We start from the raw sequence: 24,612 nt of genomic DNA, 5'->3' as shown, positions 1-24,612 counted from the left end.
GACCACCGGGAGATCGGTCGCCGAGGCGACCGTCTCGACGACCGCGACGCGCTCGTCGGTCGTCAGGGCCGGCCCCTCGCCGGTCGAGCCACAGGGAACCAGGAAGTCGACGCCGGAGCGCTCGAGCCACTCGGCGAGCGCCCGCAGTCGCTCGTGATCGACCGCGCCGTCGGCGAACGGAGTGACGAGGGGAACGCCGGTACCGTGCATGGACCGGGGTACGACCGTCGGCCACATGGAACGTGGGGTTCGGGCAGCGTTCGCTGCGGGCGGACAGAGAGCTCTCGAGGAATGGGTGGGAGTAACACACCTCCCAAGCTACTTTGGGCGACGACGACAAGCCGAGAGTATGGAACTGCGCCGCCTCGAGCCGGGAACGGCGGACGCTCGAGCGATAACCCGCGTCAACGCGCTGGCCTTCCGCGAGGCCTACGACGACCTGCTCCCCGACGAGGTGCTCGCGGGGTTCGGCGCCGACCCGTCCGACGAGCAGCGCCGCGAGTACGCCAACCGCCTGCGCGAGGATCGCAGGGGGATCTTCCTGGCGGCGCTCGAGGGAGAGGTCCGGGGCTACGGCTACGTCCGGTGGGACGAGGGGACGAAGGCGTTCGTCGGCCCGGACGAAGCGGGCCTCAAGGAGCTGTACGTCGAGCCCGACTACTGGGGCGAGGGGGTCGGAACGGCGCTGCTCGAGCGGTGTCTCGAGGCCCTGCCGAACGAAGTCGAGCGGCTGCGCCTCGAGACGCTGGCCGGAAACGAGGTCGGGCGACGGTTCTACGAGGCGCGAGGGTTCGAGCGAACCGGACGTTCGGAGTTCGAGATCGCCGGCGAGACGTACCCGACGGCGATCTACACGCTCGAGACGGTCGAGCAGGGCTGAAAGCGACGGACGGGAGCGTCAGTCGGCCGAAATCGAACAGCTCCCCTCGTAGGCGACGTCCTCGACGGATTCGATCTCGGGCTCGTCGCCACAGACCGGACACTCGGGGTTCTGGAGGACGTCGACGGTGTCGAAGGTCATCCCCATCGCGTCGTACATCAGGAGCCGTCCCTCGAGCAGGTCGCCCTTGCCGAGGAGGTACTTGACGACCTCTGTGGCCTGGATGCAGCCCACCGTCCCGGGGAGGACGCCGAGTACGCCCGTCGTCGCGCAGTCGGGAACGGTGCCGGGCTCGGGCGCCTCGGGGAAGATACAGCGGTAACACGGCGGGTCGTCTGTCGCCTCGCCCTCCGAGTCGGCCTCGTTCCCGCCCCGGTCGTTCGTAAACATCGTCACCTGTCCCTCGAAGCGGTAGATCGCGCCGTGGGAGAGCGGCGTTCCCGTCAGCACGCAGTGGTCGTTGAGCAGGTAGCGGGTGCCGAAGTTGTCGCTGGCGTCCAGGACGACGTCGTACTCGCCGACGAGATCGGCGACGTTCGCCGCCGACAGCCGCATCTCGTAGGTGTCGACGTCGACGTCCGGATTGAGTGCCGCGACGTAGTCGGCCGCGCTCTCGACCTTCGGTCGGCCGACGTCGTCGTCGCCGTGAACGATCTGGCGCTGCAGGTTCGAGCGCTCGACGACGTCGTCGTCGACGATCCCCAGCCGACCGATCCCCGCGGCCGCGAGGTACTGGATCGCCGGCGACCCCAGCCCGCCGGCGCCGACGACCAGGACGCTGCCCTCGAGCAGGCGCTGCTGGCCCTCGGGGCCGATCTCGTCCATGATGACGTGTCTCGAGTAGCGATCGAGCTGCGTCGCGTCGAGGCGGAGTTCGCTCATACCCGATCTTCGTGCGAGACCGAGAAAAGTCCGCGGGTCGCCCGAACGGCTCGGATCGATCGGGAGATCCGGCAGATTACTGTGTGAACCGCGGCCTTTAATACCGTGGTTCACATTGTCACGGGTATGGCAACCTCACCCAACGATGCCGGTGACGATGTCTTCGATGAATTCCTTTCGGACCGCGGTCACACGGTAGAGCGAGTGGGGTGGGAGCAGGAGTATAACAAGAAACAGTGTCCGGACTGCGGCGGGCTTCACGAGCAGTCGGCAAGTACCTGTACCGTCTGCGGGTGGACGCCGACCCCGTAGTCGGCGGACGCGACGACCGAGACCGATGGTATTCGGTCCAACAGCGGTTTTCCGGGCGTAACCCACGTCACTTATGGGTATTGCGACCCTGAACAGCTACAATGGCTACTACGGAGACGAAGGTCACCCGGCTGTTCGGTGGGCCGGGAAGCGGGAAGACGACCGCGCTTCTCGATCACGTCGAAGAGATCCTCGAGCAGGATGGGGTCACGTTCCGGGATATTCTCGTCGTCTCGTACACTCGAGCGGCCGCACAGGAGGTTCGCGAACGGCTGGCAGAGCGGCTCGACGAGAGCCCGCGAGCGCTGCAGGGCAACGTCTGTACGATGCACGCGAAGGCCTACGAGCTGCTCGATCTCTCTCGAAGCGACGTCATCGGCGAGAAGGACAAAGAGGAGTTCTGCGAGGAGTACGGCATCGAGTACGAGGACGAGTACTCGGGAGCGGGCCGTCGCACGGCCCGCTCGACGACGATCGGGAACAAAGTTATCGCGACGAGCCAGTGGCTCCAGCGGACCAGCCGCGAGGTCTCCGACTGGTACGACGTCCCCTTCCAGTGGGACGACGAGGAGGTTCGGCTCCCTCCCGAGATCGACGACCGCGCCCAGGAGGGCAACAAGTACACGCCGACCTGGCCCTCCGACGACGATCGGATCGACGTCCCCGAGGCGATCCGCGGCTGGCGCAGCTACAAGGGCGAGCAGGGCAAGATCGGCTTTGCGGACATGCTCGAGCGGGTCAAACAGCGCTCGCTGCTGCCGAACGTCGACTACCTGGTGATCGACGAGTTTCAGGACATCACCACGCTCCAGTACGACGTCTACGAGGAGTGGAAACCTCACATGAAGGAGGTGCTGATCGCCGGTGACGACGACCAGGTCGTCTACTCCTGGCAGGGCGCCGATCCCGCCTTGCTGCTCGATGAGGAGGTCGACGAGGACGTTATTCTGCCCAACTCCTACCGACTCCCCTCGAACGTTCTCAACGCGGTCAACAAGGAGATCCGCCACATCGATCAGCGCCAGGACAAGGACCTCAAGCCCCGCAAGGAGGGCGGCTCGGTCGAGGCCCGTGCGAACGCCTCGATGCTCGACGTCGTCCGGATGGTCCGGCGTACCCTCGTCGAGGGCGACGGGACGATCATGCTGCTGTTTCGCGCCCGGTATCAGATGTTCCAGTTCATCGACGAGTTCATCACCGAGGGCGTGCCGTTCCGCTCGCTGACCGACCAGCGGATGTGGACGGACCGGCTCACCCAGTACGTCCGCGCCGTCGAGGCGATCGACGCCGGTGACGACGTTACCGGGCTCCAGGCCCGCCGGCTCGCCGACATGCTGCAGGACTCGGCCTTTGGCACCAACGAGCGCGACGCCCTCTTCGACGAGATCGACGAGCGCCAGGAGGAAGCCGGCGTCGAGGACTTAGTGGAGCTCACCATCCCTGGCGACGTGATCGAGGACCACGCGCCGTTCATGCCCGGCCCCGCCTCCGCGGGAGATATGGTCCGGAAGGTGACGAACTTCCAGAAGAAGAGCATCCGCTCGTACTTCAACATCGGCGAGTACCAGGGGATGGACACCGACCGGGTTCGCGTCGGTACCATCCACTCCGCGAAGGGCCGCGAGGCCGACCACGTCTTCATCGGCACCGACCTCACCGAGAAGGTCGTCGAGCAGATGGTCGCGACCGTCGACGACCCCACTGACGTCCCCGGCTGCGAGGAGTTCACCAAGACGACCTCGCCCGTTCCCGTGCTCACGGACAACGAGCGACGTGTTTTCTACGTCGGCATGTCCCGGGCCCGCGAGCGACTGTACATCCTCGAGAACCTGGTCGACGGCGCGCCGACGCTACCGATCGACGTCCTCCTGACTAACCAGCTGACCGATCTGAGCCTCGAGGAGCTGCTCGAGCAGGCACAGGCACCCGACGGCGAGGCCGAGGAGCTCGAAGCCGAAGCGCCGTGACCGGCGATTCGCCCGTCGAGCCCGCCCTGCGTACGGCCCTCGAGCGCGAGGGCGCGAGCGCGTTCGTTCACGTCGGCTCCGCCGACGATCCCGCGATTCGGTACTGTCGACCCGAGCTCGAGCGAGAGTTGGAGCGAGGGCGCCACGCCGTCGCGTTCGACGGCCGCGAGTGGCGCGTCCGATCGGCGACCGACACCGAGGCCAACCCCGCCAGCGCCCTCGCCGACGACCTCGCTGCCGCCGGGCTCGAGGGAACGGTACTGACGCCGGCCCGGATCCCCCACGACGCCGCGCTCTACCTCGAGGGAGCGGGCTTTGCGCTCGCCTCGACCGACGTCATCGAACAGTCCAGGGCGACGAAGACACCCGCCGAACGAGAACGGATCGAAACGGCACAGACCGCTGCGGGTGCCGGAATCCGACGCGGCGCCTCGCTGCTCGCGGGCGCGGACGTCGTCGATGGACGGCTCGCGATCGATGGTGAGCCCCTGACCGGTCGGCGGCTCCGTACTGCGATCGGCGGGGGGATCGTCGCCGCGGGCGGGTTCCCGAACGGCAACACCGCGGTTTCGGTTCCCGACGGCGACCCGGCTCGATCGGGCGTTCCGATCGTCCTCGAGACCGCACCGCGGGAGCCGTCGGGCTACTACGGCGGGCTCGCTCGAACGTACGTTCGCGACGGCGACGGCGGCGACGAGCGACGCGCTCACGTCGGCGTCACGCGCGCGTTTCGCTCGGCCGCGTCGATGCTCACCGCCGACGCGCAGTCGGTGACCGCTGTCGAGGCCGACCTCGAGGCCGAGGTGCGAGCGTTCGGGTTCGAAGAGGAGATCCGCACCCGCGTCGTCGGCGTCGGTCTCGAGCCCGCGGAACGCCCGAATCGCGGACGCCAGGAGATCGACGGGGGAGCCGTCGTTCGACTCGACGTCGGCGTCGAGATCGGGGACGGCCAAATCCGACTGGCGGAGCTGCTCGCGGTCGACAAGTCCGTCGACCGGCTCGAGTCAATCCCACAGTCGCTCGATCCGGCGGCGCTCGAGTGAGTCCGGCGATTTTGCCGGTCGTCCCTAACATATATACTCAGGGGCTGCACACGCAGCCGGTCCCAACGTGTATAGTGATCGGTCTTATTGAGGCGTCTCGAGAAACTACCGTATGAGAACCGTGACTCCGTCAGAGCCAACCAACATTCTTCTCGTCGAGGACAATCCCGGCGACGCGACGCTGATCAGCGACGCGTTCGACCAGGTTGCCGACGACGTCCGAGTCCACACCGTCTCCGACGGCGCCGAGGCGATGAGCTATCTCTCAGACCACTGCGACACCGGCCCGTTTCCCGACCTCCTGTTGCTCGATCTCAACGTCCCGCGGGTACACGGGTTCGAACTGCTCGAGAGGCTCCAGGAGGAGGCAGACCTGACCACGCTCCCGGTGATCGTCCTGACCTGCTCCGAGGACGAGTCGGATATCGCCGAGAGCTACGATCGTCGCGCAAACGCCTATCTCACGAAGCCGAACAGCCACGACGAGTACGTCTCGCTCGCTCGCGCGGTCGACGAGTTCTGGGTCAGGACGGCCCAGCTACCGTCGGTGACGGCGGCATAGCGATTTCGTTCGGACGGAGTCACTCGGCGCCCTCGAGAGCGCTCGATCGCTGCTCACCGATCGTCGGCGTCGTCGGGGTCTTTGCGTACCGTTCCAACCACTCGTTTTGCGACGGCAGTCGGAACGTCAGAAGGAAGGGTGAGTCGGTGCTGGACGAGCACGAGTCCGATCGCGAGGCCGATCAGCACCGCGCCGACGGCCGTCTCGCCGCGAACCAGGAGGAACTCGAGCCCGGCGAGCGCGGCCGGCAGCGCGAGCACGAGGGTACCAGCTAGCTTGATCGTATCGATGATTCCGGCCATCGACGCCGGCTACGAAGGGGGCCGTCAAAAGCACGGCGGCTGTCGAATCGTCACGGAACTGGAACGCATCCGCGTTCCGGAGCGGTTTTGTCCGTCGGCTCGAACCCTCGGATATGTTCACGGGAATCGTCGAGGAGACCGGAACGATCGACGCCCGCTCCCGAACCGAGGACGGGCTCCGGCTCCGGATCGGCGCCGACGAGGTCGCGACCGGGCTCGAGCACGGGCAGAGCATCAGCGTCAGCGGGGTCTGTCTCACGGTCGAGCGCTTCGAAGCGGGCGCGTGGTTCGAGGTCTTTCTCGCGAGCGAGACGGTCGAGCGGACGTATCTGGGCGACCTCGAGGAGGGTGAGTCGGTGAACCTCGAGCGGGCGATGCCCGCCGACGGCCGGTTCGACGGCCACGTCGTCCAGGGTCACGTCGACACGGTGGCGACGGTCTCGAGCATCGAATCGGTGGAGGAAGACTGGTTCTTCGAGTTCGAGCTGCCGGCGGGCTACGAGCGCTACGTCGTCGAGAAGGGATCGATCACGCTCGACGGGATCAGCCTCACCGTCGCCGAGCTGACGGACGACGGGCGAGTAACGGTCGCTATCATTCCGACGACGTACGAGCTGACTACCCTTTCGACGAAAGAACCCGGCGACCCAGTCCACCTCGAGGTCGACGTTCTCGCGAAGTACGTCGAGCGGCTGCTCGAGGCCCGCTTCGAGTAGGTCGTACGGACTGCTGTACGTCGTTGACGTGCAGCCGCGGCCGTTCTGTGGTTGCACCAGCAAACTGTTGCGGCAGACCGTATCAACGCTGCCGGGTCGGCGGATCGAACTCGGTTAGCTCGGGCGACGGCGCGTCGTCGGCGTCGCCTCGAACCTCCCGGTAGGTTCGTCGGTAGCGGGCGATCTTCCGATAGAGGTAGTAGCCGATCGCGAGGTCGAAGACGATCACGTACGCGACGAACGCGACGCCGAACCCGATCGGGTACAGCGACGTGAGGATCTCAGGGACGATTCCGACGGTAGTGTTGTAGGCGCCGTGGACGAACGCGGCGATCAGCAGCCCCTTGACGACGATCGGCCCGGCGTACTCGCGGTTGAACTTCGCCAGCCCGAGGTAGTAGCCCGCGATCGCCGAGTAGATGACGTGGCCGGGACCGACCAGCGCCCGCTGGGTCGCGATGTCGGTCGCCGCGGCGAGGGTGCCGACCTGGGCCTCCGCGACCGTGCCCGCGACGTAGATCGTGTTCTCGATGGCGGCGAAGCCGAGCCCGGCGATCGCGCCGTACACGGCGCCGTCGATAACGGCGTCGAACGTGTCGCTGCGGTACGCGAAGACTCGGACCGCGAGGAGCTTGACCGTCTCTTCGACGGGGCCGACGATCAGGAAGAAGAAGAAGACCGTGCCGAGCGCGCCGAACAGCTGGAAGTACGGCCTCGTCACCGAGTTGACGATGGCCGCGAACGTCGCGAAGAGAACCGCCAGAACGAACGTCGCGACCAGCAGTCCCAGCGGCTCGTTCGTCGTGATGTCGGAGTACCAGATGAACGCCGCCAGCAGGGCCGCCGGAACGACCGAGAGCCCGAAAAAGAGCGCGAGCCACGGATCCTCGAGCACGAGCACGCCGGGCTGGACGAGCAGGAAGGCGGTGATCGCGAGGGCGACCCCGATGATAATCGCGTGGAGCCCGTATGCGATCCCGTTGTACGTCGCGACCGAGAGCCGATCGAGGGCGTTCCGTGGCTCCCACGTCGAGACGTCCTGGAGGTCCGTCGACTCGTCGCTGGCCCGTTCGACCGGGTCCCGCCGTCGTTTCATGTAGCGCGATACTCTGCCCGGCCCGGTAATAGTTCGGCCCGCCGCAGTCCGGGTCGGCGCGTCCTAGTATGATATCAGATCTCATGATCCGTATTAGGATCGAGCTTATGTGTACTCGATCGTGAGAACGAATCACGATGTACAACGCGAGCCGCGGTATCCACTACACCGCCCCGCCGGGTCCCGAGGACGAGACCGAGGAGACGACCGAGAACGCAACCGAGTCGGTGACGCCCGCCAGCGCCGACGACGCCTCGTCGCCGGCCGAAACCGGTCTCGCCGCCGACGACTGAGACGCGACTTGTTCCTGCGGATCCGTGAGGCTCGATCGGTCCAGCGGCCGCTCCGGTAACGACGCGCGGCGGATGGTACGTCGGAGAAGCTGGCGACGAACCGAACGCACAAAGTGGCGTCGCGCCAACGTCCCCGCATGCACTTCGATCAGCGAACGCAGCGGGCGCTTCGCGAGGTCGGCCTCGAGACCGACGAACTCCAGGCCGCCTCCGAGGCGGTCGTCGAGGCCGTCGAGGAGGACGTCACCGCGCTCGAAGCCTTCTTCGACGCCCACGAAACGGTGTACTCGGACATGGAGATGGCCCACTCGAGCGCCGACTACCCCGAACACACCGTCGACAACCTCGATCTGACGACCCACGCCGACGAGATGCGGGGCTGGCTTCGCTTCGACAGCTGGGGCGTCTACGTCGAGGACGGGCGGGTGCTTTCGGACGGCTCCGTCGAGCTAACGCTGGGGCCGACGATCCACGATCGAGTCCGGTTCGCCCCCGACCGCGAGACGCTGCGGTGATCGCCGTGTCGGGAACCGAACCGCGGCTCGCGGAGGAGTGGCGATGACAACCGCTCGAGTGCGGGGGATCTACACGACGGCGTTGACGCAGCTGTTGAACGACGACGGGCTCGAGGTCGTCCAGGCCTCCGACCCGATCCGCGAGCGCTTCGAGGAGGAGTCGTTCGCGGCCGCGCCCGCCGACGTCTCGCTCGAGACGACCCGCGACCGGCAGGGCGTCGAGGTTTCCGGCACGCCGGACGCGGTCGCGACGGCCGTCTCGAGGCTCGAGGAGCTCGCTATCGATACGTTTCGCTGGGACGACGACGTCCCCCGCGGCGCGGTCTTCGACGCCGAGGTGCTCGAGGCAGGGGGTGGAGGCGGCGCCGTCGTCGACCTCGGCGACGGCCGTCGGGGCTACCTGAGCTACGACGACGTTGACGGCTACGTCGACTCGGGGAACCGCTACCGCGTGCAGGTTCGCGAACCAACGCCGCCGTGGGCCGACGACGATCCCCGGGTCGCCCCGGGGCTCGAGGCCGAGGGCGGACTTTGCACCCTCTCTCGAGCCCGGAACGGCGTCTCCGCGAGTCTTCGCGGGGAGCGGGCCGAGGAACTCGTGGGCATTACCGACCTCCTCTCGGTCGACGTCCCCGAGAGCTGGGGGCTGCGCTGGCACCGTCCCGCAGCCGACGCGGACCTCGCGGCGATGGAACGGGCCCTCGAGGACGCCGTCGAGCGCGCCCGCGGGCTCGAGGACGCCCTCGCCGATAGCCCCGAGGAGCCCGGCTCGCCGGACCGACTGGCGACGCCCGAAGCGACCCGCTGGCTCTGGTTCGGCCGGAAGTCCCGTTTCGCGCTCGACGAACACCGTCGCGAGGTCGAGTCGACGATGCCGGGCCACCACCGGACCAAGGCCGCCGATCGGGCCGCGAGCGCCGCGGTCGACTTCGCCGAAGCCGTCTGCGGTTCTGCCGGAAACGGGTTCGCCGACGGATTCCCGTTCGACGCCGTCTCCCGACAGTTCGGCCCGCTCGAGGGCGACCGCCTCGAGATCGGCCACGGGAAACCCGACGGCCGCCTGATCTCGCTCGGCTACGGCGACGTGACCGACTGGGATCCCGAGGGGACGATCACGCTCGAGCGCTCGATGCGCGGCGGCGGCACGTACGATGCCCTCGGCGTCCCCAAGGAGGAAGGCGACGTCGCGGTGACGAAGTTCCGCGAGGGTCGCTGGTGGTATCCGACGACCTACAGGGACAGCGAGGGGTCGGCGAAGGGCACCTACGTCAACGTCTGTACACCCCTCGAGCTGTTTCCCGACTGCGTGCGGTACGTCGACCTCTACGTCGACGTGATCCGCACGCCCGACGGCGCGGTCGAGATCGTCGACCGCGAGGAGCTCGAGACGGCGATGGACGACGGGGTCGTCGCGGCGCCGCTGGGGGAGAAGGCCCTCGAGGTCGCCGAGGCCGTCGAGCGCGCGCTCTCGAACTAACTGCGAGGTGGCGTCGGCGAAAGGACTTGTGCAACTGGTGGAGGTCGGTCGACTCCGTCGTGTCTTCTGTGCCGAGCCCGATCGAAGAAACACCGGGGAGACGAACCGACAACCGAACTCCTATCACCTCCGCGGGCAAAACGGCTCTGTATGACAAAGCGGGACGTCTCGCTTCCCGACGAGGCGGAAGCAGGAATGCGCGAGTTCATCGACGAGGTCGATCGGCGCCTCTCGAGCGAGGAGGATACGTGCTCGGTCGTCGAGGACGTGCTGATCGACCTCTCGGGAGACCGGGAGGCCTACGAGCGCTGGCGGGGCGGCGAGTCGATGACGCCGGCCGAACGGGTCCGACTCCAGAGCTACGATCCGTGTAACACCACCCTGGAGAGCGAGTACTACGCCGAGAAGGATGAGGAGGCGTTTCGCCACTCGAAGCACATTCAGTGGCTCTGGCGGCAGTTCGACAGCCTGCCGATCGCGGACAACGTCGAGTTCGCGCTGCGGTTCAGACGGATGCTCGCCGACCACCTCTTCGAGGAGTGTGGCGAGAACTGTCGGTTCTTCAAGGGCGTGACGTTCACCTACGGCCACAACATCACGATCGGGGACAACACCGTCGTCCACGACGACGTTCACCTCGACGACCGCGGAAAGCTGACGATCGGCGACCGCGTCTCGGTCTCCGACGGCGTCCACGTCTACAGCCACGACCACGACGTCGTCGACCAGACCGAGGTCCGCAACTACCACACGATCGTCGAGGACGACGTCCGGCTGACCTACGACTCGATGGTCCGCGCCGGCTGCAAGGTCGGCGAGAACGCCATCGTCGGCGCCCGCGCGATCGTCCAGCACGACGTTCCAGCCCACCACATCTCCATCGGCATGCCGGCCAAGAGCGTCAAGATCAAACCCGGCTGGGAGGACGTCGCCACGCCGATCGGCGAGGCCGGCGTCAACCGCCAGGAACAGCGCCACCTCGAGTACGACCTGCCCGAGGATCTCGAGGTCTTCGACGAGTTCCAGCGCGACCTCCGTCCGCCCCAGTAGTCGCGAGACGACGGATCGACCCGAGCACGAAGCCGGGGTTCGTTCAGTGGCGTGGTACTGTCACGGCGCGATGAGGGAGGGAATATCCAAGTGCGTTGAGACCGTATCACACGGTGATGGAGCTCTGGGGCTGGCTCGTCGGCTACGTGGTGCTGTTTGCCCTCCTACATCTGTTACTGTACTACGTCTACGTCCGCCGCGAGGACGGCGACGGCGTCCAGTCGCCGTCGGTCGCAGACCCCGGTCGGGGCCAGTCCCACTCCTCGCCCGGTTCCGACGGCTACCACTCGGCGTCGGACGGCGTCGGCGACACTGACGACGGCGAGGTCGACGCCGACATCGACGGCGAGACGATCAGGTGTCCCCACTGCGGTACCAGAAACGACGCCGATCAGACGTTCACCTACTGCTGGAACTGCGTCTCCGGTCTCCGGCAGTAACGTCCGACTACCGCACTCGATCCCTTTCAACGCCATGTTAAACGGTCGAAGAACCGTTACATTGTATCTAACGTCGGCTTGACCCGCCGAACGACTGCAACCGTTCCCGGAGCCGTCGGAAACGATTTCCTCGCTTTATTCGCGACGAAACCCTCCCTCGAGTCGTTTCGGTGACGGCGCGAAGCGGTCACAAACGATTCGATATGGAACGAACGGAACTCACGAGCGTCGACGAGGGAAAACGCGTGCTGAACGCCGACGGGACCGCGGTCGGCCGACTCGTTCGGGTCGACGACGGCTACGGGTACGTTGATCCGGATCCGACGATCGTGACCACGCTGCGAGCCAAACTCGGCCTTCGACCCGACGGGACGGCCGCCCACCCCTTCGATGCGGGAAGCATCGAGGAGATCACCGACGACGCCGTCCGCCTTCGGGGGACGCTCTGATCGACTCGGGGAGCGACCCAACCCGCTCGAGCAGCCGATCGAGCCGGGACTCCGCCCGACACTTGGCGATGATGACCGGACACTCGGCCTCGCGGCCGACGGCGTCCGCGACGGAACCAATCACGGGTGGGCGCACCAGTCCGGTGCCGGTCGCACCCAGCACGATCAGATCGTGGTCGGCCGCGGCCTCGAGGATCCCCGTCGTCGACGAGGGGGCGTCGACGAGCCGCTGGTCGACCGGCACGGCCGGGAACGAGGCTGCGGCGCGGCGAAGGCGTCGTTGCGCGGTGGCTCGGTCGGCCATCGGTCCCTCGTCGGTCATCACCGAGAGGACGGTGACTCGAGCGCCGTTCATCGCGGCGATCGCCGCGGCGACGTCGCTGGCCAGGCCCGCGTGAGGGCCGCCAACGGTCGGGACCAGCACGGTGTCGACACCGTCGGCAACTGTTCCCATCCGCTCGACCAGCACGTCACACGGGGGTCGGCGCAACACGGGATCGACGGACGTTCCCAGAACCGCGTCGGCGGTACTGGCGCGTTCGCGCCACCCCATGAGCAAGACGTCGGCGCCGACCTCGTCGACGACGTCCCGGATGGCTCCCGGCACGTCGCTGCCGACCCGGAGGTCGGTCGTGATCGGCACGTCCGAAACGCCCTCGGCTCGCTCGAGCAACTGCGTGCTCTCCTCGGCGTACTCCGCGGAGATGTAATCGTCGGAGAACAGCAAGAACGGAGAGTTGACCGGCTTGTGCTCGATCGCGATGGCGTGGATGCGACCGTCGTGTCGGGTTGCCAGGTCCGAGGCCGTTCGCAGGAGCTGCTCGACGGCCGCGGGGTTCGACAGCGCGACGAGGATAGTGTACTGTTCCCCCATACCACACGTTCGCGGGCCAGGGGCAAAAGGCTCACCCGCTGGCGTCGACGGTAACGGTACGTTCGGCCGCGTCGTCGGGGCTCTCGACCCGAACGGGGAATGTGTCCTCGGTAGCGACTGGGTAGGTCTCGTACCCGAGGGTGACCGTCTCGGTCGTTCCGAACGGCACGGTGACGGCAGCGGTGTCGACCCGCTCGCGATCCGTCCCGACCAGGAGTTCGATCTCCTGGGTCGTGTCGCCGACGACCATCATTCCGCCCTCGTTCTCGACCTCGACCGTGATCTCGAGCCGATCGCCGCCCTCGAGGGGTTCGTTGGTGCCGACGATCTCGACCGCGAACGGGGGTCTGATCTCGGGGCCGTCGACGACCGCCTCCGCGCTCGTTCGGCCGTCCTCGCAGACGACCCGTGCCCCGGTCGGGTAGCCGGCGGCGACCCAGCCCGGACCCATCCGGGCGAGCGTCGACTCGTCGCGTTCCCCCTCGAGGTCGTCGACTCGAAGCACCGTCCGGTTCTGTCCCTCGATCCAGACGACGCGGTCGAGCCGCCCCTCGGGATCGCGCGCGACGAGCCTGTTCTCGACGACGTCGTCGACCCCGACGGTCGCGTCCGCATCGGGGTCGCTGTCGAACGACTCGATCGTCGGCGGCTCTCGACCGGTGGAATCGACCTCGAGGATCCAGTCGTGGCTCGCCGATCCCGTCTCCGTGGGAACGGTCGCGCCGACGTCGTAGCTTCCGGTAGCCTCGGGCGCCGCGAGGTAGGCCCCGGTTCCCGTCAGGAAGGTGTAGTCGCTCGCGAGCGCGAGGTCGCCCGCGATCGCGTCGTCGGCCTCCCACTCGAGGTCGGCAGGCTCGAGCCGCCGTCCCGCCGCGACCTCGAACAGCACTGTGGTACCCGGCTGCACCGTAATCTCGTCGGCGTCGGGCCTGATCGCCGCGCTCTCGCCGTCGTCAGTGCCGAGTACGGTGACGGTTCGCTCGTCGGCGTCGGCGCCGGCCTCGAGTCGCACCGGAAACGACTGGGTACGCCGGACGCGGGGCGTTTCGTAGCCGAGCGTGATCGACGCCGTCTCGTCGGGCTCGAGAGCGACGGATCGCTCCTCGACCGTCTCGGGGTCGTGCCCGACCACGAGGCGCGCGTCGACCGTCGTCTCCGTTCGACCCTCGAGATCGGCCGTCACCTCGAGGCGCTCGCCGGCCGCGACGGGCGCGTTCGTCTCGCGGAGCCGAACCCCGACGCCTTCGGGTCGAGTTCGACCGACGGCGACCGACGTCGCCGCGAGCACTGCTCCGGCCGCGATACCGCCGAGGACGCGACGACGTCCGTATCGTCGCAGCTGTCGGTCCCCCCACATGGTGCTCGAGGGGCGTCTGGCCGGAGCGATAACTCCCTGGGATCGTTACCCGAATAAGGAGTGATTCACGGATCGTCGGAAGTCGAAAACGAGCCGTTCAGTCGAGGAGGCCCTCGTAATCGGTGCCTACGCCGAGTCTCAGACGCCGGTGGAGTACCGGAGGATGCCGGCGAACCCGCCGAAGGCGTTGTAGAGCTGTTCGCCCTTCTCGAAGTCCGTCGAGATGAACTTCGTCTCGGTGCCGCGCTGTTCGGCGATCTCGATGAGGTGGTCGATGGCGTCCTCGCGGTCCTCGTCGCTCGCCTCGACCTCGCTGCCGCAGTCGGTGCAGCTGTGCTCGGGCGTCGCCTTCCGTCGATCGACGACCTCGCGGTCGGTGTTCCCACACTCCTCGCAGTCGTAGGTGATGACGTCCCGTCGCAGGTCCTCGCTGATCAGCAGTCGGTCGACCGCGCCCATCATCAGATTGCGTCGGGTCTGCTCGAACCCGTACGTGGCGAGGTCGCCCGCGTTGAGTTCCTCGAAGAACTCCTCCATCTGCTTTTTGTCCTTCATTACCTCGGCGTCGGCCAGCGCGTCCTCGGCGTTGTCGACGAGGTCCTTGAGGCCGGACTCGTCGGTGTAGGCGACGTCGAACTTGCCGATGACGTTGTCCTGGATCTCGTGGTGGAGGTAGTCGCCGTCTAAGAACTCGTCCTTGGTGGGGGAGGGGCCGCCGACGAGGATCCCGTCCAGCTCGTGGCGTTTGGCGACGAACAGGTCGTTTGCCATGCCGGCGACCTCCTGGTAGAAGTTGTCGATCGCCTCGAGGCGCAACCGGGCGAATCGCTGGGCGGACTGGCCACCTTTCCGCTGCTTACCGGGCACCAGCGAGGAGGCGGACTTGACCGCCTCGACGCGTTTGCCCTTCAGCCAGCCGACGTTCGCTTCTCGACGGTCGAGGACGATCAGCCCGTAGAGGCCCTTGTCGGCCATCATCTCCTCGAGCGGCTCGATGAGGAAGTCCGAATCACAGTGATAGCGGAAGGACTCGACGGGCTGTGGCGGACTCTCTAAGACCTTCGTGACCATCTCGGTGCGGCCGCCGCCGGAGTCGACGGCGCCCGAGAAGATCACCATCCCGTTCTCCGGCGGGAAGGTGTCGTAGTAGCGCAACCGGTCTTTGATGCTGGTCAGCGCGTCCTGGACGGCCGTTCGGGTCTGTTTGGACTTGATGTTGGCCGCCTCGCTGTGTTCCTGCGTGACGTGTGCGACGACGTCGCTGATCTGGCGGTCCTCGGGGATGTAGATCGAGACGAGCTGCGTGCCGGAGCCGTCGAAGTCCTTGAGATCCTCGATGACCTTCCGGAACTCGTACTTTTTCCGGTCGGATTGCTCCTGTTCGGCCTCCTGGCTCATTGGGCGTACAAAACGGAGCTGTGGCTAAGTATCCTTTGACACGCGCTACGCGTCCGTCGATGGTTCACGCGGCCCGCGGGCACCGGAGCGGGCTGTGATCTGTCGGCCTACTGTGAGCCGCGGGCCTACATCGAACGCGGGGCCGCGACGCCCAGGATCGAGAGGGCGTTCGCGACCGTGTGTTTCGACGCCGCCACGAGCGCGAGACGGGCCTCCCGGACCTCGGGCTCGACGTCCTCGGCCAGCACCGGACACTCCCGGTAGAAGGCGTTGAACCGGTCGGCGAACGTGCGCGTGTAGGTCGCGATCTGGTGAGGCTGGAGGTCGTCGGCCGCCTCCTCGACGACCGCCGGGAAGCGGGCGATCGTCTCGAGCAGCTCCCGCTCTTCGGGGGTCTCGAGCAGGTCGGCGGCGACGGACTCGAGATCGATATCCTGGCCCTCGAGGTCGGCCGCGGAGTCGAGGCCGGCCTCCTCGAGGATACCGCAACACCGCGCGTGAACGTACTGGACGTACGGCGCGGACTGGGCCTCGAAGTCGAGCGCCTGCTCCCACTCGAAGGTGATCGCCTTCGAGGGCTGTTTCGAGACGATGTCGTACCGAACGGCACCGATTCCGACCTGGTGGGCGATGCGCTCGACGTCCTCGTCGTCCAGGTCGTCGTCGCGGATCCGATCGTCCAGGCGCTCCTCGACCTCCTCGCGGGCGCGGTCGATCGCCTCGTCGAGCAGGTCGTCCAGGTCGACGCCGGTCCCGCGACGTGTCGACATCTTCCCCTCCGGGAGGTTGACGTAGGAGTACAGCACCTGCCGGAGCGGTTCGGTGTCGTTGCCCAGCAGCTCGAGGGTCGTCCGGAGCTGGTCGGCCTGGAGGGTGTGGTCCTCGCCCAGCACCGTCACCGCGTTGTCGTAGTTCTCGAACTTCCACTCGTGGTGGGCCAGGTCCCGCGTCGGGTACAGGGAGGTGTCGTCGGCCCGCAGGAAGACGAGGTTCTTCTCGATCCCGTGGGCGTCGAGCTCGAGCTGCCAGGCGTCCTCTTCGTACACCGCCTCGTCGAGTTCCTTGAGCCGGGCGACGAGGTCGTCGGTGTCGCCGTTGCGCATGAACCGCGTTTCCTTGACGAACTCGTCGAACTCCGCTGGCAGGCGGGCGAGACACGCCTTCATCCCGCCGAGCACCTGGTCGACGACCTCGCTGACCCGCTCGTAGGCCTCGTCGTCGCCGGCCTCGAGACCCTGCATGATCGACTCGATCTCGGCCTCCGCGTCGGCGACCTTCGGCTCCGAGGCGTTCTCGAGGAAGGCGTTGCCCTTGCGGTAGTAGCGCACGAGGTCGTACTCCGGGCGATCCCGCTCGGGTTCGCCCTCGAGATCGTCCTCGTCGAACGTCTCGTAGGCCCAGGTGAAGACGGCCATTTGCCGACCCGCGTCGTTGACGTAGTAGTGGCGATCGACGTCGTAGCCGGCGTAGTCGAGCAGATTGGCGACGGCGTCGCCGATGATCGGGTTCCGCGCGCGGCCGACGTGGACCGGTCCCGTCGGGTTCGCGCTGGTGTGTTCGACGACGACGCTCTCGCCGCGGTCCTCGAGGGCGCCGTAGTCGGCTGCCGTCGCCGTCTCGAGCGTATTCTCGAGGTAGGCCTCGCTCGGCAGGAAGTTGAGGTACGGCCCCTGCGTCTCGATCGACGCGACGTACGTCAGCTCGTCGGCGTCGATCTCGTCGGCGACCGCCGCGGCGACCTGTGGCGGCGGGGCGCCGGCCTCGCCGGCCAGCCGGAACGCCACGCTCGAGGCGAGGACGCTGTCGACGTCCTCGGGCGGTTCTTCGATCCCGAGATCGTCGGTCGGGTAGTCGAGCGTCGACAGCGCCGTCTCGAGGGCGCTCTCGACCTCCGCGCGTAGGGAGAGGAACATACCCGCCCGTATTCAGGGGGCAAGTAAAGGAATGTCGGGTTCCGTTCCGGACCGCGGCAGGTTCGGTTTCGAACTGTGGCGTCGGCCCCGTCGGGCGATTCGTGTTCGCGCCCTGAAATGGACGGCCGCAACATCAACCGTAGTGGTTCCTTCCGGAGAGTGCATGACGACGCTAACCGAATCTGACGAATCCGAGTCCGAGTCCGAATCCGAGTTCGACGAACTGGAGGCGCTCGAGGAGACGCCGCTCTCGTCCGGGGACCCGGTATCGGTCGCAGCCGCGCTGTCGGTCGCGTACTCGTGGTACCTGTTCTACCTCAAGGAGGACAAGGTCGCCGGTCTGTTCGTCGGTCTCTGGGCCCCGACGCTGCTGGGCGCCGCGGCGTACTTCCAGCAGAAGGAGCTGTACGCGAAGCTCGAGAAGGGTCTCACCTTCGCCTAACTCCGGTCGACTCGAGCGCGAAGAGGCTGTAACCGCACGATTCTCACTCGATTTTTAACCCGCTGCCGGTCAGCGGGACGACGACGTCCGCATTAGCGTCCAGCACGCCGTCCTCGCGGTAGCGCTCTAAGGCGGCCGGGGCGACCGCGCAGGTCGGCTCGACGTAGAACCCGCTGCGGTGAAGCCGCTCCAGGGCGTCCTCGATTGCGGCCGGCTCGAGGGCGACGGCGTCGCCGTCGGTCCGCTCGATCGCCTCGAGGATCTCGTCGAGGCGGGCGGGCTCGACGATCTGGATCCCGTCGGCGACGGACTCGGTGTGGCCGGGTTCGGCCGCGACCGTCTCGCCGAAGCGGTTCGCGACGGGCGCGTAGCCCGTCTCCTGTGCGGCGAGCAGCCGCGGCAGCTCGTCGATGATCCCGGCCTCGGACAGCAGCGAGAAACCCCGGTAGGCGCCCAGAAACAGCGTGCCGTGACCGAGCGGGAGCACGACGGCGTCGGGCGCCGTCCAGTCGCGCTGGGCCGCGATCTCGAGGGCGAACGTCATCGTTCCGGCGTAGAAGGCGGGGTTCCAGGCGTGGCTGGCGTACCAGCCGTCGCCGGTCTGTCGGGTGGCGGCGCCGTCGCGGTCGTCCTCGCGTCCGCCCTCGACCGCCTCGATGCAGGCGTCGGTGACGTCCTGGCGCGTTCCCTCGATTCGAACCGGTCGGGCGCCGGTTCGCTCGATCGCCCCCAGCTTCGCCGCCTTGACGTCCGCGGGAACGTAAATCTCCGCGCCGATTCCGGCTCGAGCCGCGTACGTCGCGATCGCGGCGCCGGCGTTGCCCGAGGAGTCCTCGAGGACGCGGTCGACGCCGAGTTCGGCCGCCCGGGAGAGGGTCGTCGTTGCACCCCGGTCCTTGAACGACCCCGTCGGGAAGACGTACTCGAGTTTGAACGCGGCGTCCCACTCCGGGGCGTCGACCAGCGGGGTGAAGCCCTCGCCGAGGGAGACCCGCTCGTCGATCGGGAGCCACGGTGCGAAGTTCCAGAGGCCACGACCCGGCTCGAGTGCTAACGCGCTCGGATCGTCGGGAAGCAGTCGGTCGGCGAACTCGAGCGGACGTCCACAGTCACAGCGCCACGGCTCGTCGGGGCCGGCCGCGTAGACGGCGTCGCAGTCGGGGCAGACGAGGTCGCTCGCCATCAGTACTCGTCGATGTCGGTTGCGACCGAGCAGACGTACTCCCCCGTCGCGACCTGCGGAAGTCGACGGCTCCGCCAGAGGATCCCGTCGCTGTCGGCGGTCACCGTCTGCTTTGGCTCGCCAAACGGCGTCGTCACGGTAAACAGCGTGTCACCGGTGGTCACCCGGTCGCCGAGGTCGGGTTCGAGATCGACGAGCCCGCCGGCGGGCGCGCCGAACTGCTCGAATCCCTTCGCGCGCGTCTGGGGTTCGGGGCTCCGCTCGCCCTCGAGGAAGCCGTAGTAGCGAAGCACGTTGAACACGCCCTCGACGCCCTTCCGGATGCTCGTCTCGTCCCAGCCGACGCAGCCGCCGAGTTCGGGGTCGACGGTCGGGATCCCCTCGTCGGGCGCCGCACGGGCGAGCTGGCCGTCGGGGCCCTTCTGGTCGAGGATGTAGCCGCAGCCGAAGACCTTCGCGAGCTCGAGGCACTCGCCGTGGAGGCGGTGGCGGGTGCCACAGCGAACGCGGACCTCGTCGATCATCCGGCTGGTCGACCCCTGGTGGAGATCGAGGATGAGATCCGCGCGGGTGGCTGCCTCGAAGGTGGCCGCTGCGATCCGCTCGCTCGAGGTGCCCGCCGCGTTACCCGGGTACGCCCGGTTCATCTTCGTATCGTCGATCGGGTTGCGGTGTTCGGCGACCTGAAACCCGTGGTAGTTGACGATGCCGACGATCAGGATCGTGCCGCTGAGTTCCGTCGGATCGAGCTGCGGGACGACCTGCTGGACGACGCCGACGCCGTTGAGTTCGTCGCCGTCGCTGGCTGCCTGTATGTAGAGCGTCTTTCCGGAGTCCGCACCGTTTACGACGGCGACGGGAAGACCGAACGGGCTCCCGTCTCGAGTCTCGCCGACCTCGAGGCGACCCGTGTCGATCTCGCCGGGATCCGCGCTCGCCGTTCCGAGCGTCGTTGTCATGTGTAGAGGGGTTGAACCCGTCAGCCTTTATGGATTCGGTTAGACCTCACTACCACCGGAATCGCTCGAGCGAGCGGTCGGCGGTCTCGAGGGCGACGGGATGGCAAACGCCGTGAAAGCCTTTTAGCCGGCCGAATCGGAGACTATCGCGTGAATCGACGTAGGATCCTCGCGGCGTCCGGCGGTGCCCTCTCGGCGACCGTTGCCGGCTGCGCCGGCGTGCTCGAGACCGACGACAGCGACGGCGACGACGACCTCGCGGTCGAGGAGGTCGCCGACGGGTTCGAACACCCCTGGAGCCTCTCGGTCGTGCCGGACGACGGCCGACTGCTCGTGACCGAACGGGAAGGGGCCCTCTCAGTCCTCGACCCGGACGACGGCGACGTCGAGGACGTCGACGGCGTGCCGGACGTGTACGCGGAGGGCCAGGGCGGGCTACTTGACGCCGCTTTCCATCCCGACTTTCCGGACGAACCGTGGCTCTATCTCACCTACGCGACGGCCAACGGCGACGGCGAGTCGACGACGGCCCTTGGCCGCGGCGAGCTAGACCTCGAGTCGGGGAGCCTCGAGGGGCTCGAGGAGCTGTACGCCGTCGAGCCGTTTCTCGATGCGACCGACCACTACGGCTCCCGCGTCGTCTTCGGTGAGGACGGCGCAGTCTACGTGACCGTCGGCGACCGGGGCTCGAAGGAGTTCGGCCCCGATCACTACTCTCAGGATACGTCCACCGCCATCGGATCGACGCTGCGCCTCGAGCCGGACGGCTCGATCCCCGACGACAACCCGTTCCTCGACGACGACGACGTCCTCGACGAACTCTACAGCTACGGCCACCGCAACGCCCAGGGGATGACCATCCACCCCGAGACGGACGAGCTCTGGCAGTCCGAACACGGCGAGGAGGACGGCGACATGCTCCGGATCGTCGAGGAAGGCGCCAACCACGGCTGGCCGGTCGTCCACTACGGCTGCGAGTACGGCACCGACGACCCCGTCGGCGACGAGTTCGACGACCGCGACGACGTCGTCGACCCGGTCTACTACTGGGAGTGCAACAGCGGCGGGTTCCCGCCCGCAGGGATGACGTTCTACGACGGTGACGCCTTCGAGGAGTGGGAGGGCGACCTGTTCGTCGGCAACCTCGCCGGCGAGTACCTGGGACGGTTCACCGTCGACGGGACCGACGTCGAAGAAGTCGATCCGCTGCTCGAGGGACAGGGGTGGCGGATCCGGGACGTCGTGACCCACCCCGAGACGGGCGTGCTGTACGTCGCCGTCGACGACGCGGACGCCCCGATCGTTCGACTGACGCCTGAGTAGGACAACTGTCTCGAGGGGCGAACGCGAGTCGTAGCGACTCTATCTCCGTACTTCGGTGAGAACGGCGTCAGTCCTCGAGACGCATCGGCTGTCGCTTTCGGTACGTGAGCGTCCGCCACACCCACTCGACCGGTCCGAACCGGAACCGTTCCAGCCACCACACCGACAGCGGGATCTGAATCGCCCAGATCAGGACGACCATGCCGAGCAGCTCCACGCGGCTCAGCTGTCCGAACAGGCCGAGTCCGTGGCCGTAGAAGATCGTCGTCGCCAGGACGGTCTGGAGCAGGTAGTTCGTAAAGGCGGTGCGCCCGACTGCCGACAGTGCCCCGACGACGACGCCGTCACGGGCCCACCGACAGAGCAGCATGATCCCCGCGAGGTAGCCGAGTGCGAGCAGCAGGGAGCCCCAGTAGTTGAACTGGAACGCGAGCGTAATCACGGGTAGGGTCTCCCAGGCGAACGCCTCCCGAACCCACACCCCGACGAGGACGAGCGCGAGCCCGATTCCGCCGGAGCCGACGAACAGGCGCCGGTAAAAGCGCGTGCTCCGCCTGTTGGAGATCACGCCCCACCTGTAGAGCGCCATGCCGATAATCATCAGTCCGCCGAGCATCCAGAACGCCTCGAAGAGGAATCCGAGCGTGTGGAACTCGAAGAGGACGGGGACCCGGTGGGCCAGCTGATCGACCCAGCCGCTCTGGTAGATTTCGATCTCCCGCTCCGGCGAGAACCCGCCGCCGAACGAAGCGAGCAGCTCCGCCTCGAGTTCGGCCCGCCCGTCTTCGGGGAGCGCGAAGTAACCCAGGCCAGCCAAGAGGTAGAGGAGCGAGGGAATCGCGAACATCGTAATGCCGAGGGCGAACTGGCGGGCGGGCTGCCATCGCCACACCCAGACGACGAGGAAGCCGGAGAGGGCGTAGAGGACGAGGATATCGCCGTACCAGAGCAGGTACGCGTGTCCGAGACCGATGACGAGCAGCCAGAACGTTCTGGCGAAGTGGAGCCGCCGACCGGGCTGTTCCTTTCGGTCCTTCGACTCGAGGAACAGCACGATTCCGGCGCCGAACATGAACGTAAACAGCGTGACGAACTTCTGCTCGAAGAAGACGTGACTGACCAGCCAGGCGAGGTAATCCATCCCGGAGAAGTTCCCGTAGAGAGCCGGGTTGATGGCCGCCACCGCCGGCATGCCGAACAGCCAGATGTTGATCACCAGGATCCCGAGCAGGGCGAACCCGCGAAGCGCGTCGAGGGCGACGATGCGATCGGTCGGCGCCGTCGGTTCGGGATCGTCCGGAGCCGGCGTCGTCACGGGGTCGTGGGGTGTCACAGCCGACGCCGAACCGCCGTGTTCGTCAGTCATTCGCCGACGTACTGATACCGGACACTCGAACCTGTCGGGGGGAGTTCGCCGTCCGGCGGGGAAGGGAGTCGATCTTCAGTCGAGCTTCGTCGTACACGTGCTACAGCCCGCGGAATCGAGTCCTCGAGAGCCGCCGCGCGTGCGGACTGTGACATGATACGGACAGATACGAACGACGCCGTATATGTTTGTACTGTTATCTCTTCGGGAGCCCGTTTTCGGTACTGCGGACGATTCCCGCCGTCTCGCGTGCTCTGTAACTGGAAGCGGGGACCTAGATGAACGGCTGGTAGTAGTACGGGCTGACGAACCCCTCGATGAACGCCGCGACCGCGAGCACGATCCCGAGGCCGACGACGACCCAGAACGCCCGCTCGAGGGCCTCGACGACGTCCTGTCGGCTCGCGCGACCGCGGAACGCCCGCCAGCCGACGGCGCCGAGCCAGAGCCCGAGCGCGCTGGCGACGAAGATCGCGGGCACCTCGAGGATCCCGTGGGGGACGACGAACGCCGCGAGTTCGACGATCTCGACCTCGAGGCGGGCGACGGCGCCGAGCACGACCCCGTTGAACGCGAGCGAGAACAGCGCCGGAATCGCAAGGGCGAGCCCGCCGAAGGCAGTGGTGTACGCCACCATCCAGTTGTTCCCGAAGAACTCGAGGGCGGCCGTCGGCGGGACGTGCCCCTCGAGGCGCTCGTCGATGGAGGTCTCGACCGTCCCCGCGAGGGGCTCGGCCAGTTCCCAGCCGGCCCAGAACGTGCCGACGGCGGCAACGACGACGAACGCGTGCAAGAACGGCGTCGCCCGAACGAACGAGAACATCTCGGCCCAACCTCGGCGAAGCCCGTCCGCGAAGCGACTCCGGAACGGACGCTCCGGGGCCGACGGCGGGGAGAGTTTGTCCTTCGGGCCGCCGTACAGCGCCGTCTTCAGCAGATCGAGGAACGGGAAGACGATCAGCGTCGTGAGCAGCGTTCCGAGGGAGGCTACCTCGGCGACCACGAGCAGTCCCGTGAGGACCGACAGCGCGACCGACGCGCCGACCGCGAGGACGTAGTAGAAGCCGGCCGCGATCGGGTGTCGACGGAGGAAGCCGAGGGTCGCAGACAGTGAGCCGAACACGCCCGCGTCGTCGACGACGACGGCGACGGGAGCGAAGGCGAACACCGCTCGAATCGCCGCGATCGCGAGGCCCGCCACGAGAAGGGTCGGCAGGACCACGACGACGGCGGCGACACCGGCCCCGGTCGCAGGCGCGAGGGCGGCACCGAGCAAGACGGCGCCGACGAGCGCGATCGTCCCGACGGTGAGCCAGGCGACGATCTCGAGAACGTAGAGCCCGACGAAGCGGAGCCAGAACCGCCCCGCGCCGGCGAGGCCGATGACGAGCCCGCGGTCGTCCCGCAGTCGCCCGTAACAGGCCGAGAGCTGGGCGGCCGAGACGGCTGCGTAGAGGGTTATCGCCAGGACGATCGAGGCGAGGATGACCGCAGCCGCGAACAGTTGGAGCTCGAGCGGCAACAGCTGCTGGGCCAGCGGGGCGACCTCCTCGGCCCAGGCATCGAACGCCTCCGGATCCGTTTCGGGGTCGGGAGGGTCGGGAACGCCGGTTTCGAGCTCGGTGAGGACGGCGTCTAAGCGTCCAGACAGTTCGAGGTAGACGAACGCGACCGCGATCCCCAGGAACGGAAGGACGCGGACGATCGCCGGTATCGCGGCGCCGAGCAGGTAGAACGGCAAGATGTCTGCCGGTCGACGCCGAAGGACGGCGATAGCAGCAGTAACGGATTCGGAGAGGGCCATACCGACGGT

Annotated in this window: 26 protein-coding genes (1 of these 26 running past the window's edge); 14 read left to right on the top strand and 12 right to left on the bottom strand. The window is 67.3% G+C overall.

What is annotated here, in order from left to right; all coding sequences use genetic code 11:
- A protein-coding gene (locus C491_RS00895; RefSeq protein ID WP_005553046.1) for a dihydrodipicolinate synthase family protein crosses the window boundary here: on the bottom strand, positions 1 to 210 show its 5' portion. 591 nt of this gene lie to the left of the window's left edge; the window shows 210 of its 801 coding nt (coding positions 1-210); it begins with the start codon at positions 208 to 210; the stop codon falls past the left edge of the window.
- 139 nt (positions 211 to 349) lie between these two features.
- On the opposite strand from C491_RS00895, the gene C491_RS00890 reads away from it, so the two are divergent.
- Positions 350 to 880, top strand: a complete 531-nt coding sequence (locus tag C491_RS00890; RefSeq protein WP_005553044.1) for a GNAT family N-acetyltransferase — start codon at positions 350 to 352, stop codon at positions 878 to 880.
- An 18-nt stretch (positions 881 to 898) separates the two neighbouring features.
- On the opposite strand, the gene ubaA is transcribed toward C491_RS00890, so the two are convergent.
- A complete protein-coding gene (gene ubaA / locus C491_RS00885) occupies positions 899 to 1,762 on the bottom strand; it encodes an SAMP-activating enzyme E1 (protein ID WP_005553043.1) in 864 nt (287 codons plus the stop codon).
- Positions 1,763 to 1,888: 126 nt separating this feature from the next.
- Between ubaA and C491_RS21375 the strand changes: the two genes are divergently transcribed.
- From C491_RS21375 to C491_RS00870, 4 genes are all read left to right on the top strand, one after another.
- A complete protein-coding gene (locus tag C491_RS21375; RefSeq protein ID WP_005553042.1) occupies positions 1,889 to 2,074 on the top strand; it encodes an HVO_0416 family zinc finger protein in 186 nt (61 codons plus the stop codon).
- Positions 2,075 to 2,175: 101 nt separating this feature from the next.
- Positions 2,176 to 4,041: a UvrD-helicase domain-containing protein gene (locus C491_RS00880; RefSeq protein WP_005553040.1), complete on the top strand. Its 1,866-nt coding sequence runs from the start codon at positions 2,176 to 2,178 to the stop codon at positions 4,039 to 4,041.
- Positions 4,038 to 5,084: a M24 family metallopeptidase gene (locus tag C491_RS00875; protein WP_005553039.1), complete on the top strand. Its 1,047-nt coding sequence runs from the start codon at positions 4,038 to 4,040 to the stop codon at positions 5,082 to 5,084. Before C491_RS00880 ends, C491_RS00875 begins: the two co-directional genes overlap by 4 nt.
- A 112-nt stretch (positions 5,085 to 5,196) precedes the next feature.
- Positions 5,197 to 5,646: a response regulator gene (locus C491_RS00870; RefSeq protein ID WP_005553037.1), complete on the top strand. Its 450-nt coding sequence runs from the start codon at positions 5,197 to 5,199 to the stop codon at positions 5,644 to 5,646.
- A gap of 53 nt (positions 5,647 to 5,699) precedes the next feature.
- Here C491_RS00870 and C491_RS00865 read toward each other — a convergent pair whose 3' ends face one another.
- Positions 5,700 to 5,948 (bottom strand): DUF7533 family protein, encoded by a 249-nt coding sequence (locus C491_RS00865; RefSeq protein ID WP_005553035.1) that lies wholly within the window; start codon positions 5,946 to 5,948, stop codon positions 5,700 to 5,702.
- 113 nt (positions 5,949 to 6,061) lie between these two features.
- Here C491_RS00865 and C491_RS00860 point away from each other — a divergent pair, with 113 nt between their 5' ends.
- Entirely contained in the window at positions 6,062 to 6,664 is a 603-nt protein-coding gene (locus C491_RS00860; protein WP_005553034.1) for a riboflavin synthase, read from the top strand.
- Between the two features lie 82 nt (positions 6,665 to 6,746).
- On the opposite strand, the gene C491_RS00855 is transcribed toward C491_RS00860, so the two are convergent.
- Complete coding sequence (locus C491_RS00855) at positions 6,747 to 7,760, bottom strand: PrsW family intramembrane metalloprotease (protein WP_005553032.1); 1,014 nt, start codon at positions 7,758 to 7,760, stop codon at positions 6,747 to 6,749.
- 137 nt (positions 7,761 to 7,897) lie between these two features.
- Here C491_RS00855 and C491_RS23070 point away from each other — a divergent pair, with 137 nt between their 5' ends.
- From C491_RS23070 to C491_RS00830, 6 genes are all read left to right on the top strand, one after another.
- Positions 7,898 to 8,053: a hypothetical protein gene (locus C491_RS23070; protein ID WP_169331721.1), complete on the top strand. Its 156-nt coding sequence runs from the start codon at positions 7,898 to 7,900 to the stop codon at positions 8,051 to 8,053.
- Positions 8,054 to 8,190: 137 nt separating this feature from the next.
- Entirely contained in the window at positions 8,191 to 8,568 is a 378-nt protein-coding gene (locus C491_RS00850; protein ID WP_005553031.1) for a DUF7532 family protein, read from the top strand.
- A 43-nt stretch (positions 8,569 to 8,611) separates the two neighbouring features.
- On the top strand, positions 8,612 to 10,045 hold the full coding sequence (locus C491_RS00845; protein WP_049891359.1) for a DUF402 domain-containing protein: 1,434 nt from the start codon (positions 8,612 to 8,614) through the stop codon (positions 10,043 to 10,045).
- Positions 10,046 to 10,195: 150 nt separating this feature from the next.
- Positions 10,196 to 11,095, top strand: a complete 900-nt coding sequence (locus tag C491_RS00840; protein WP_005553028.1) for an acyltransferase — start codon at positions 10,196 to 10,198, stop codon at positions 11,093 to 11,095.
- Positions 11,096 to 11,211: 116 nt separating this feature from the next.
- On the top strand, positions 11,212 to 11,535 hold the full coding sequence (locus tag C491_RS00835; protein WP_005553027.1) for a DUF7577 domain-containing protein: 324 nt from the start codon (positions 11,212 to 11,214) through the stop codon (positions 11,533 to 11,535).
- A 203-nt stretch (positions 11,536 to 11,738) separates the two neighbouring features.
- Complete coding sequence (locus tag C491_RS00830) at positions 11,739 to 11,984, top strand: hypothetical protein (protein ID WP_005553026.1); 246 nt, start codon at positions 11,739 to 11,741, stop codon at positions 11,982 to 11,984.
- Here the strand turns inward: C491_RS00830 and C491_RS00825 are convergent.
- From C491_RS00825 to argS, 4 genes are all read right to left on the bottom strand, one after another.
- Positions 11,947 to 12,858, bottom strand: a complete 912-nt coding sequence (locus C491_RS00825) for a universal stress protein (RefSeq protein ID WP_005553025.1) — start codon at positions 12,856 to 12,858, stop codon at positions 11,947 to 11,949. The two genes, C491_RS00830 and C491_RS00825, sit on opposite strands and share 38 nt — an antisense overlap.
- A 31-nt stretch (positions 12,859 to 12,889) precedes the next feature.
- Entirely contained in the window at positions 12,890 to 14,215 is a 1,326-nt protein-coding gene (locus tag C491_RS00820) for a hypothetical protein (RefSeq protein WP_005553024.1), read from the bottom strand.
- A 138-nt stretch (positions 14,216 to 14,353) separates the two neighbouring features.
- Entirely contained in the window at positions 14,354 to 15,613 is a 1,260-nt protein-coding gene (gene prf1, locus C491_RS00815; RefSeq protein ID WP_005553023.1) for a peptide chain release factor aRF-1, read from the bottom strand.
- A 125-nt stretch (positions 15,614 to 15,738) separates the two neighbouring features.
- Positions 15,739 to 17,526 (bottom strand): arginine--tRNA ligase, encoded by a 1,788-nt coding sequence (argS, locus tag C491_RS00810; protein WP_005553022.1) that lies wholly within the window; start codon positions 17,524 to 17,526, stop codon positions 15,739 to 15,741.
- 163 nt (positions 17,527 to 17,689) lie between these two features.
- Here argS and C491_RS00805 point away from each other — a divergent pair, with 163 nt between their 5' ends.
- Complete coding sequence (locus C491_RS00805) at positions 17,690 to 17,968, top strand: hypothetical protein (RefSeq protein WP_005553021.1); 279 nt, start codon at positions 17,690 to 17,692, stop codon at positions 17,966 to 17,968.
- Positions 17,969 to 18,011: 43 nt separating this feature from the next.
- On the opposite strand, the gene C491_RS00800 is transcribed toward C491_RS00805, so the two are convergent.
- Together C491_RS00800 and C491_RS00795 are read right to left on the bottom strand one after the other, a co-directional pair.
- Positions 18,012 to 19,151: a pyridoxal-phosphate dependent enzyme gene (locus C491_RS00800; protein ID WP_005553019.1), complete on the bottom strand. Its 1,140-nt coding sequence runs from the start codon at positions 19,149 to 19,151 to the stop codon at positions 18,012 to 18,014.
- Entirely contained in the window at positions 19,151 to 20,110 is a 960-nt protein-coding gene (locus tag C491_RS00795) for a succinylglutamate desuccinylase/aspartoacylase family protein (protein ID WP_005553017.1), read from the bottom strand. The genes C491_RS00800 and C491_RS00795 overlap by 1 nt, the downstream gene beginning before the upstream one ends.
- 150 nt (positions 20,111 to 20,260) lie before the next feature.
- On the opposite strand from C491_RS00795, the gene C491_RS00790 reads away from it, so the two are divergent.
- Complete coding sequence (locus C491_RS00790) at positions 20,261 to 21,433, top strand: PQQ-dependent sugar dehydrogenase (RefSeq protein ID WP_049891351.1); 1,173 nt, start codon at positions 20,261 to 20,263, stop codon at positions 21,431 to 21,433.
- A 67-nt stretch (positions 21,434 to 21,500) separates the two neighbouring features.
- Here the strand turns inward: C491_RS00790 and C491_RS00785 are convergent, their stop codons facing one another.
- Together C491_RS00785 and C491_RS00780 are read right to left on the bottom strand one after the other, a co-directional pair.
- Positions 21,501 to 22,799 (bottom strand): DUF418 domain-containing protein, encoded by a 1,299-nt coding sequence (locus tag C491_RS00785; protein ID WP_005553014.1) that lies wholly within the window; start codon positions 22,797 to 22,799, stop codon positions 21,501 to 21,503.
- Between the two features lie 274 nt (positions 22,800 to 23,073).
- The gene (locus C491_RS00780; RefSeq protein ID WP_005553013.1) at positions 23,074 to 24,603 is read right to left on the bottom strand and encodes a stage II sporulation protein M; all 1,530 of its coding nucleotides are present in this window, start codon (positions 24,601 to 24,603) and stop codon (positions 23,074 to 23,076) included.
- Between the last annotated feature and the right edge of the window lie 9 nt (positions 24,604 to 24,612).

Source organism: Natronococcus amylolyticus DSM 10524 (assembly GCF_000337675.1).
Taxonomy (GTDB): Archaea; Halobacteriota; Halobacteria; order Halobacteriales; family Natrialbaceae; genus Natronococcus; species Natronococcus amylolyticus.
The sequence above is the reverse complement of the archived record's forward strand: the minus strand, read 5'-3'. Positions and strand labels throughout refer to the sequence as shown.

What these genes read in the sequence shown, in the direction of transcription:
- C491_RS00890 (WP_005553044.1), top strand. Translation starts at nt 350, where the DNA reads ATGGAACTGCGCCGCCTCGAGCCGGGAACGGCGGACGCTCGAGCGATA.
- ubaA (WP_005553043.1), bottom strand. Translation starts at nt 1,762, where the DNA reads ATGAGCGAACTCCGCCTCGACGCGACGCAGCTCGATCGCTACTCGAGA.
- C491_RS21375 (WP_005553042.1), top strand. Translation starts at nt 1,889, where the DNA reads ATGGCAACCTCACCCAACGATGCCGGTGACGATGTCTTCGATGAATTC.
- C491_RS00880 (WP_005553040.1), top strand. Translation starts at nt 2,176, where the DNA reads ATGGCTACTACGGAGACGAAGGTCACCCGGCTGTTCGGTGGGCCGGGA.
- C491_RS00870 (WP_005553037.1), top strand. Translation starts at nt 5,197, where the DNA reads ATGAGAACCGTGACTCCGTCAGAGCCAACCAACATTCTTCTCGTCGAG.
- C491_RS00865 (WP_005553035.1), bottom strand. Translation starts at nt 5,948, where the DNA reads ATGGCCGGAATCATCGATACGATCAAGCTAGCTGGTACCCTCGTGCTC.
- C491_RS00860 (WP_005553034.1), top strand. Translation starts at nt 6,062, where the DNA reads ATGTTCACGGGAATCGTCGAGGAGACCGGAACGATCGACGCCCGCTCC.
- C491_RS00855 (WP_005553032.1), bottom strand. Translation starts at nt 7,760, where the DNA reads ATGAAACGACGGCGGGACCCGGTCGAACGGGCCAGCGACGAGTCGACG.
- C491_RS23070 (WP_169331721.1), top strand. Translation starts at nt 7,898, where the DNA reads ATGTACAACGCGAGCCGCGGTATCCACTACACCGCCCCGCCGGGTCCC.
- C491_RS00850 (WP_005553031.1), top strand. Translation starts at nt 8,191, where the DNA reads ATGCACTTCGATCAGCGAACGCAGCGGGCGCTTCGCGAGGTCGGCCTC.
- C491_RS00845 (WP_049891359.1), top strand. Translation starts at nt 8,612, where the DNA reads ATGACAACCGCTCGAGTGCGGGGGATCTACACGACGGCGTTGACGCAG.
- C491_RS00840 (WP_005553028.1), top strand. Translation starts at nt 10,196, where the DNA reads ATGACAAAGCGGGACGTCTCGCTTCCCGACGAGGCGGAAGCAGGAATG.
- C491_RS00835 (WP_005553027.1), top strand. Translation starts at nt 11,212, where the DNA reads ATGGAGCTCTGGGGCTGGCTCGTCGGCTACGTGGTGCTGTTTGCCCTC.
- C491_RS00830 (WP_005553026.1), top strand. Translation starts at nt 11,739, where the DNA reads ATGGAACGAACGGAACTCACGAGCGTCGACGAGGGAAAACGCGTGCTG.
- C491_RS00825 (WP_005553025.1), bottom strand. Translation starts at nt 12,858, where the DNA reads ATGGGGGAACAGTACACTATCCTCGTCGCGCTGTCGAACCCCGCGGCC.
- C491_RS00820 (WP_005553024.1), bottom strand. Translation starts at nt 14,215, where the DNA reads ATGTGGGGGGACCGACAGCTGCGACGATACGGACGTCGTCGCGTCCTC.
- prf1 (WP_005553023.1), bottom strand. Translation starts at nt 15,613, where the DNA reads ATGAGCCAGGAGGCCGAACAGGAGCAATCCGACCGGAAAAAGTACGAG.
- argS (WP_005553022.1), bottom strand. Translation starts at nt 17,526, where the DNA reads ATGTTCCTCTCCCTACGCGCGGAGGTCGAGAGCGCCCTCGAGACGGCG.
- C491_RS00805 (WP_005553021.1), top strand. Translation starts at nt 17,690, where the DNA reads ATGACGACGCTAACCGAATCTGACGAATCCGAGTCCGAGTCCGAATCC.
- C491_RS00800 (WP_005553019.1), bottom strand. Translation starts at nt 19,151, where the DNA reads ATGGCGAGCGACCTCGTCTGCCCCGACTGCGACGCCGTCTACGCGGCC.
- C491_RS00795 (WP_005553017.1), bottom strand. Translation starts at nt 20,110, where the DNA reads ATGACAACGACGCTCGGAACGGCGAGCGCGGATCCCGGCGAGATCGAC.
- C491_RS00785 (WP_005553014.1), bottom strand. Translation starts at nt 22,799, where the DNA reads ATGACTGACGAACACGGCGGTTCGGCGTCGGCTGTGACACCCCACGAC.
- C491_RS00780 (WP_005553013.1), bottom strand. Translation starts at nt 24,603, where the DNA reads ATGGCCCTCTCCGAATCCGTTACTGCTGCTATCGCCGTCCTTCGGCGT.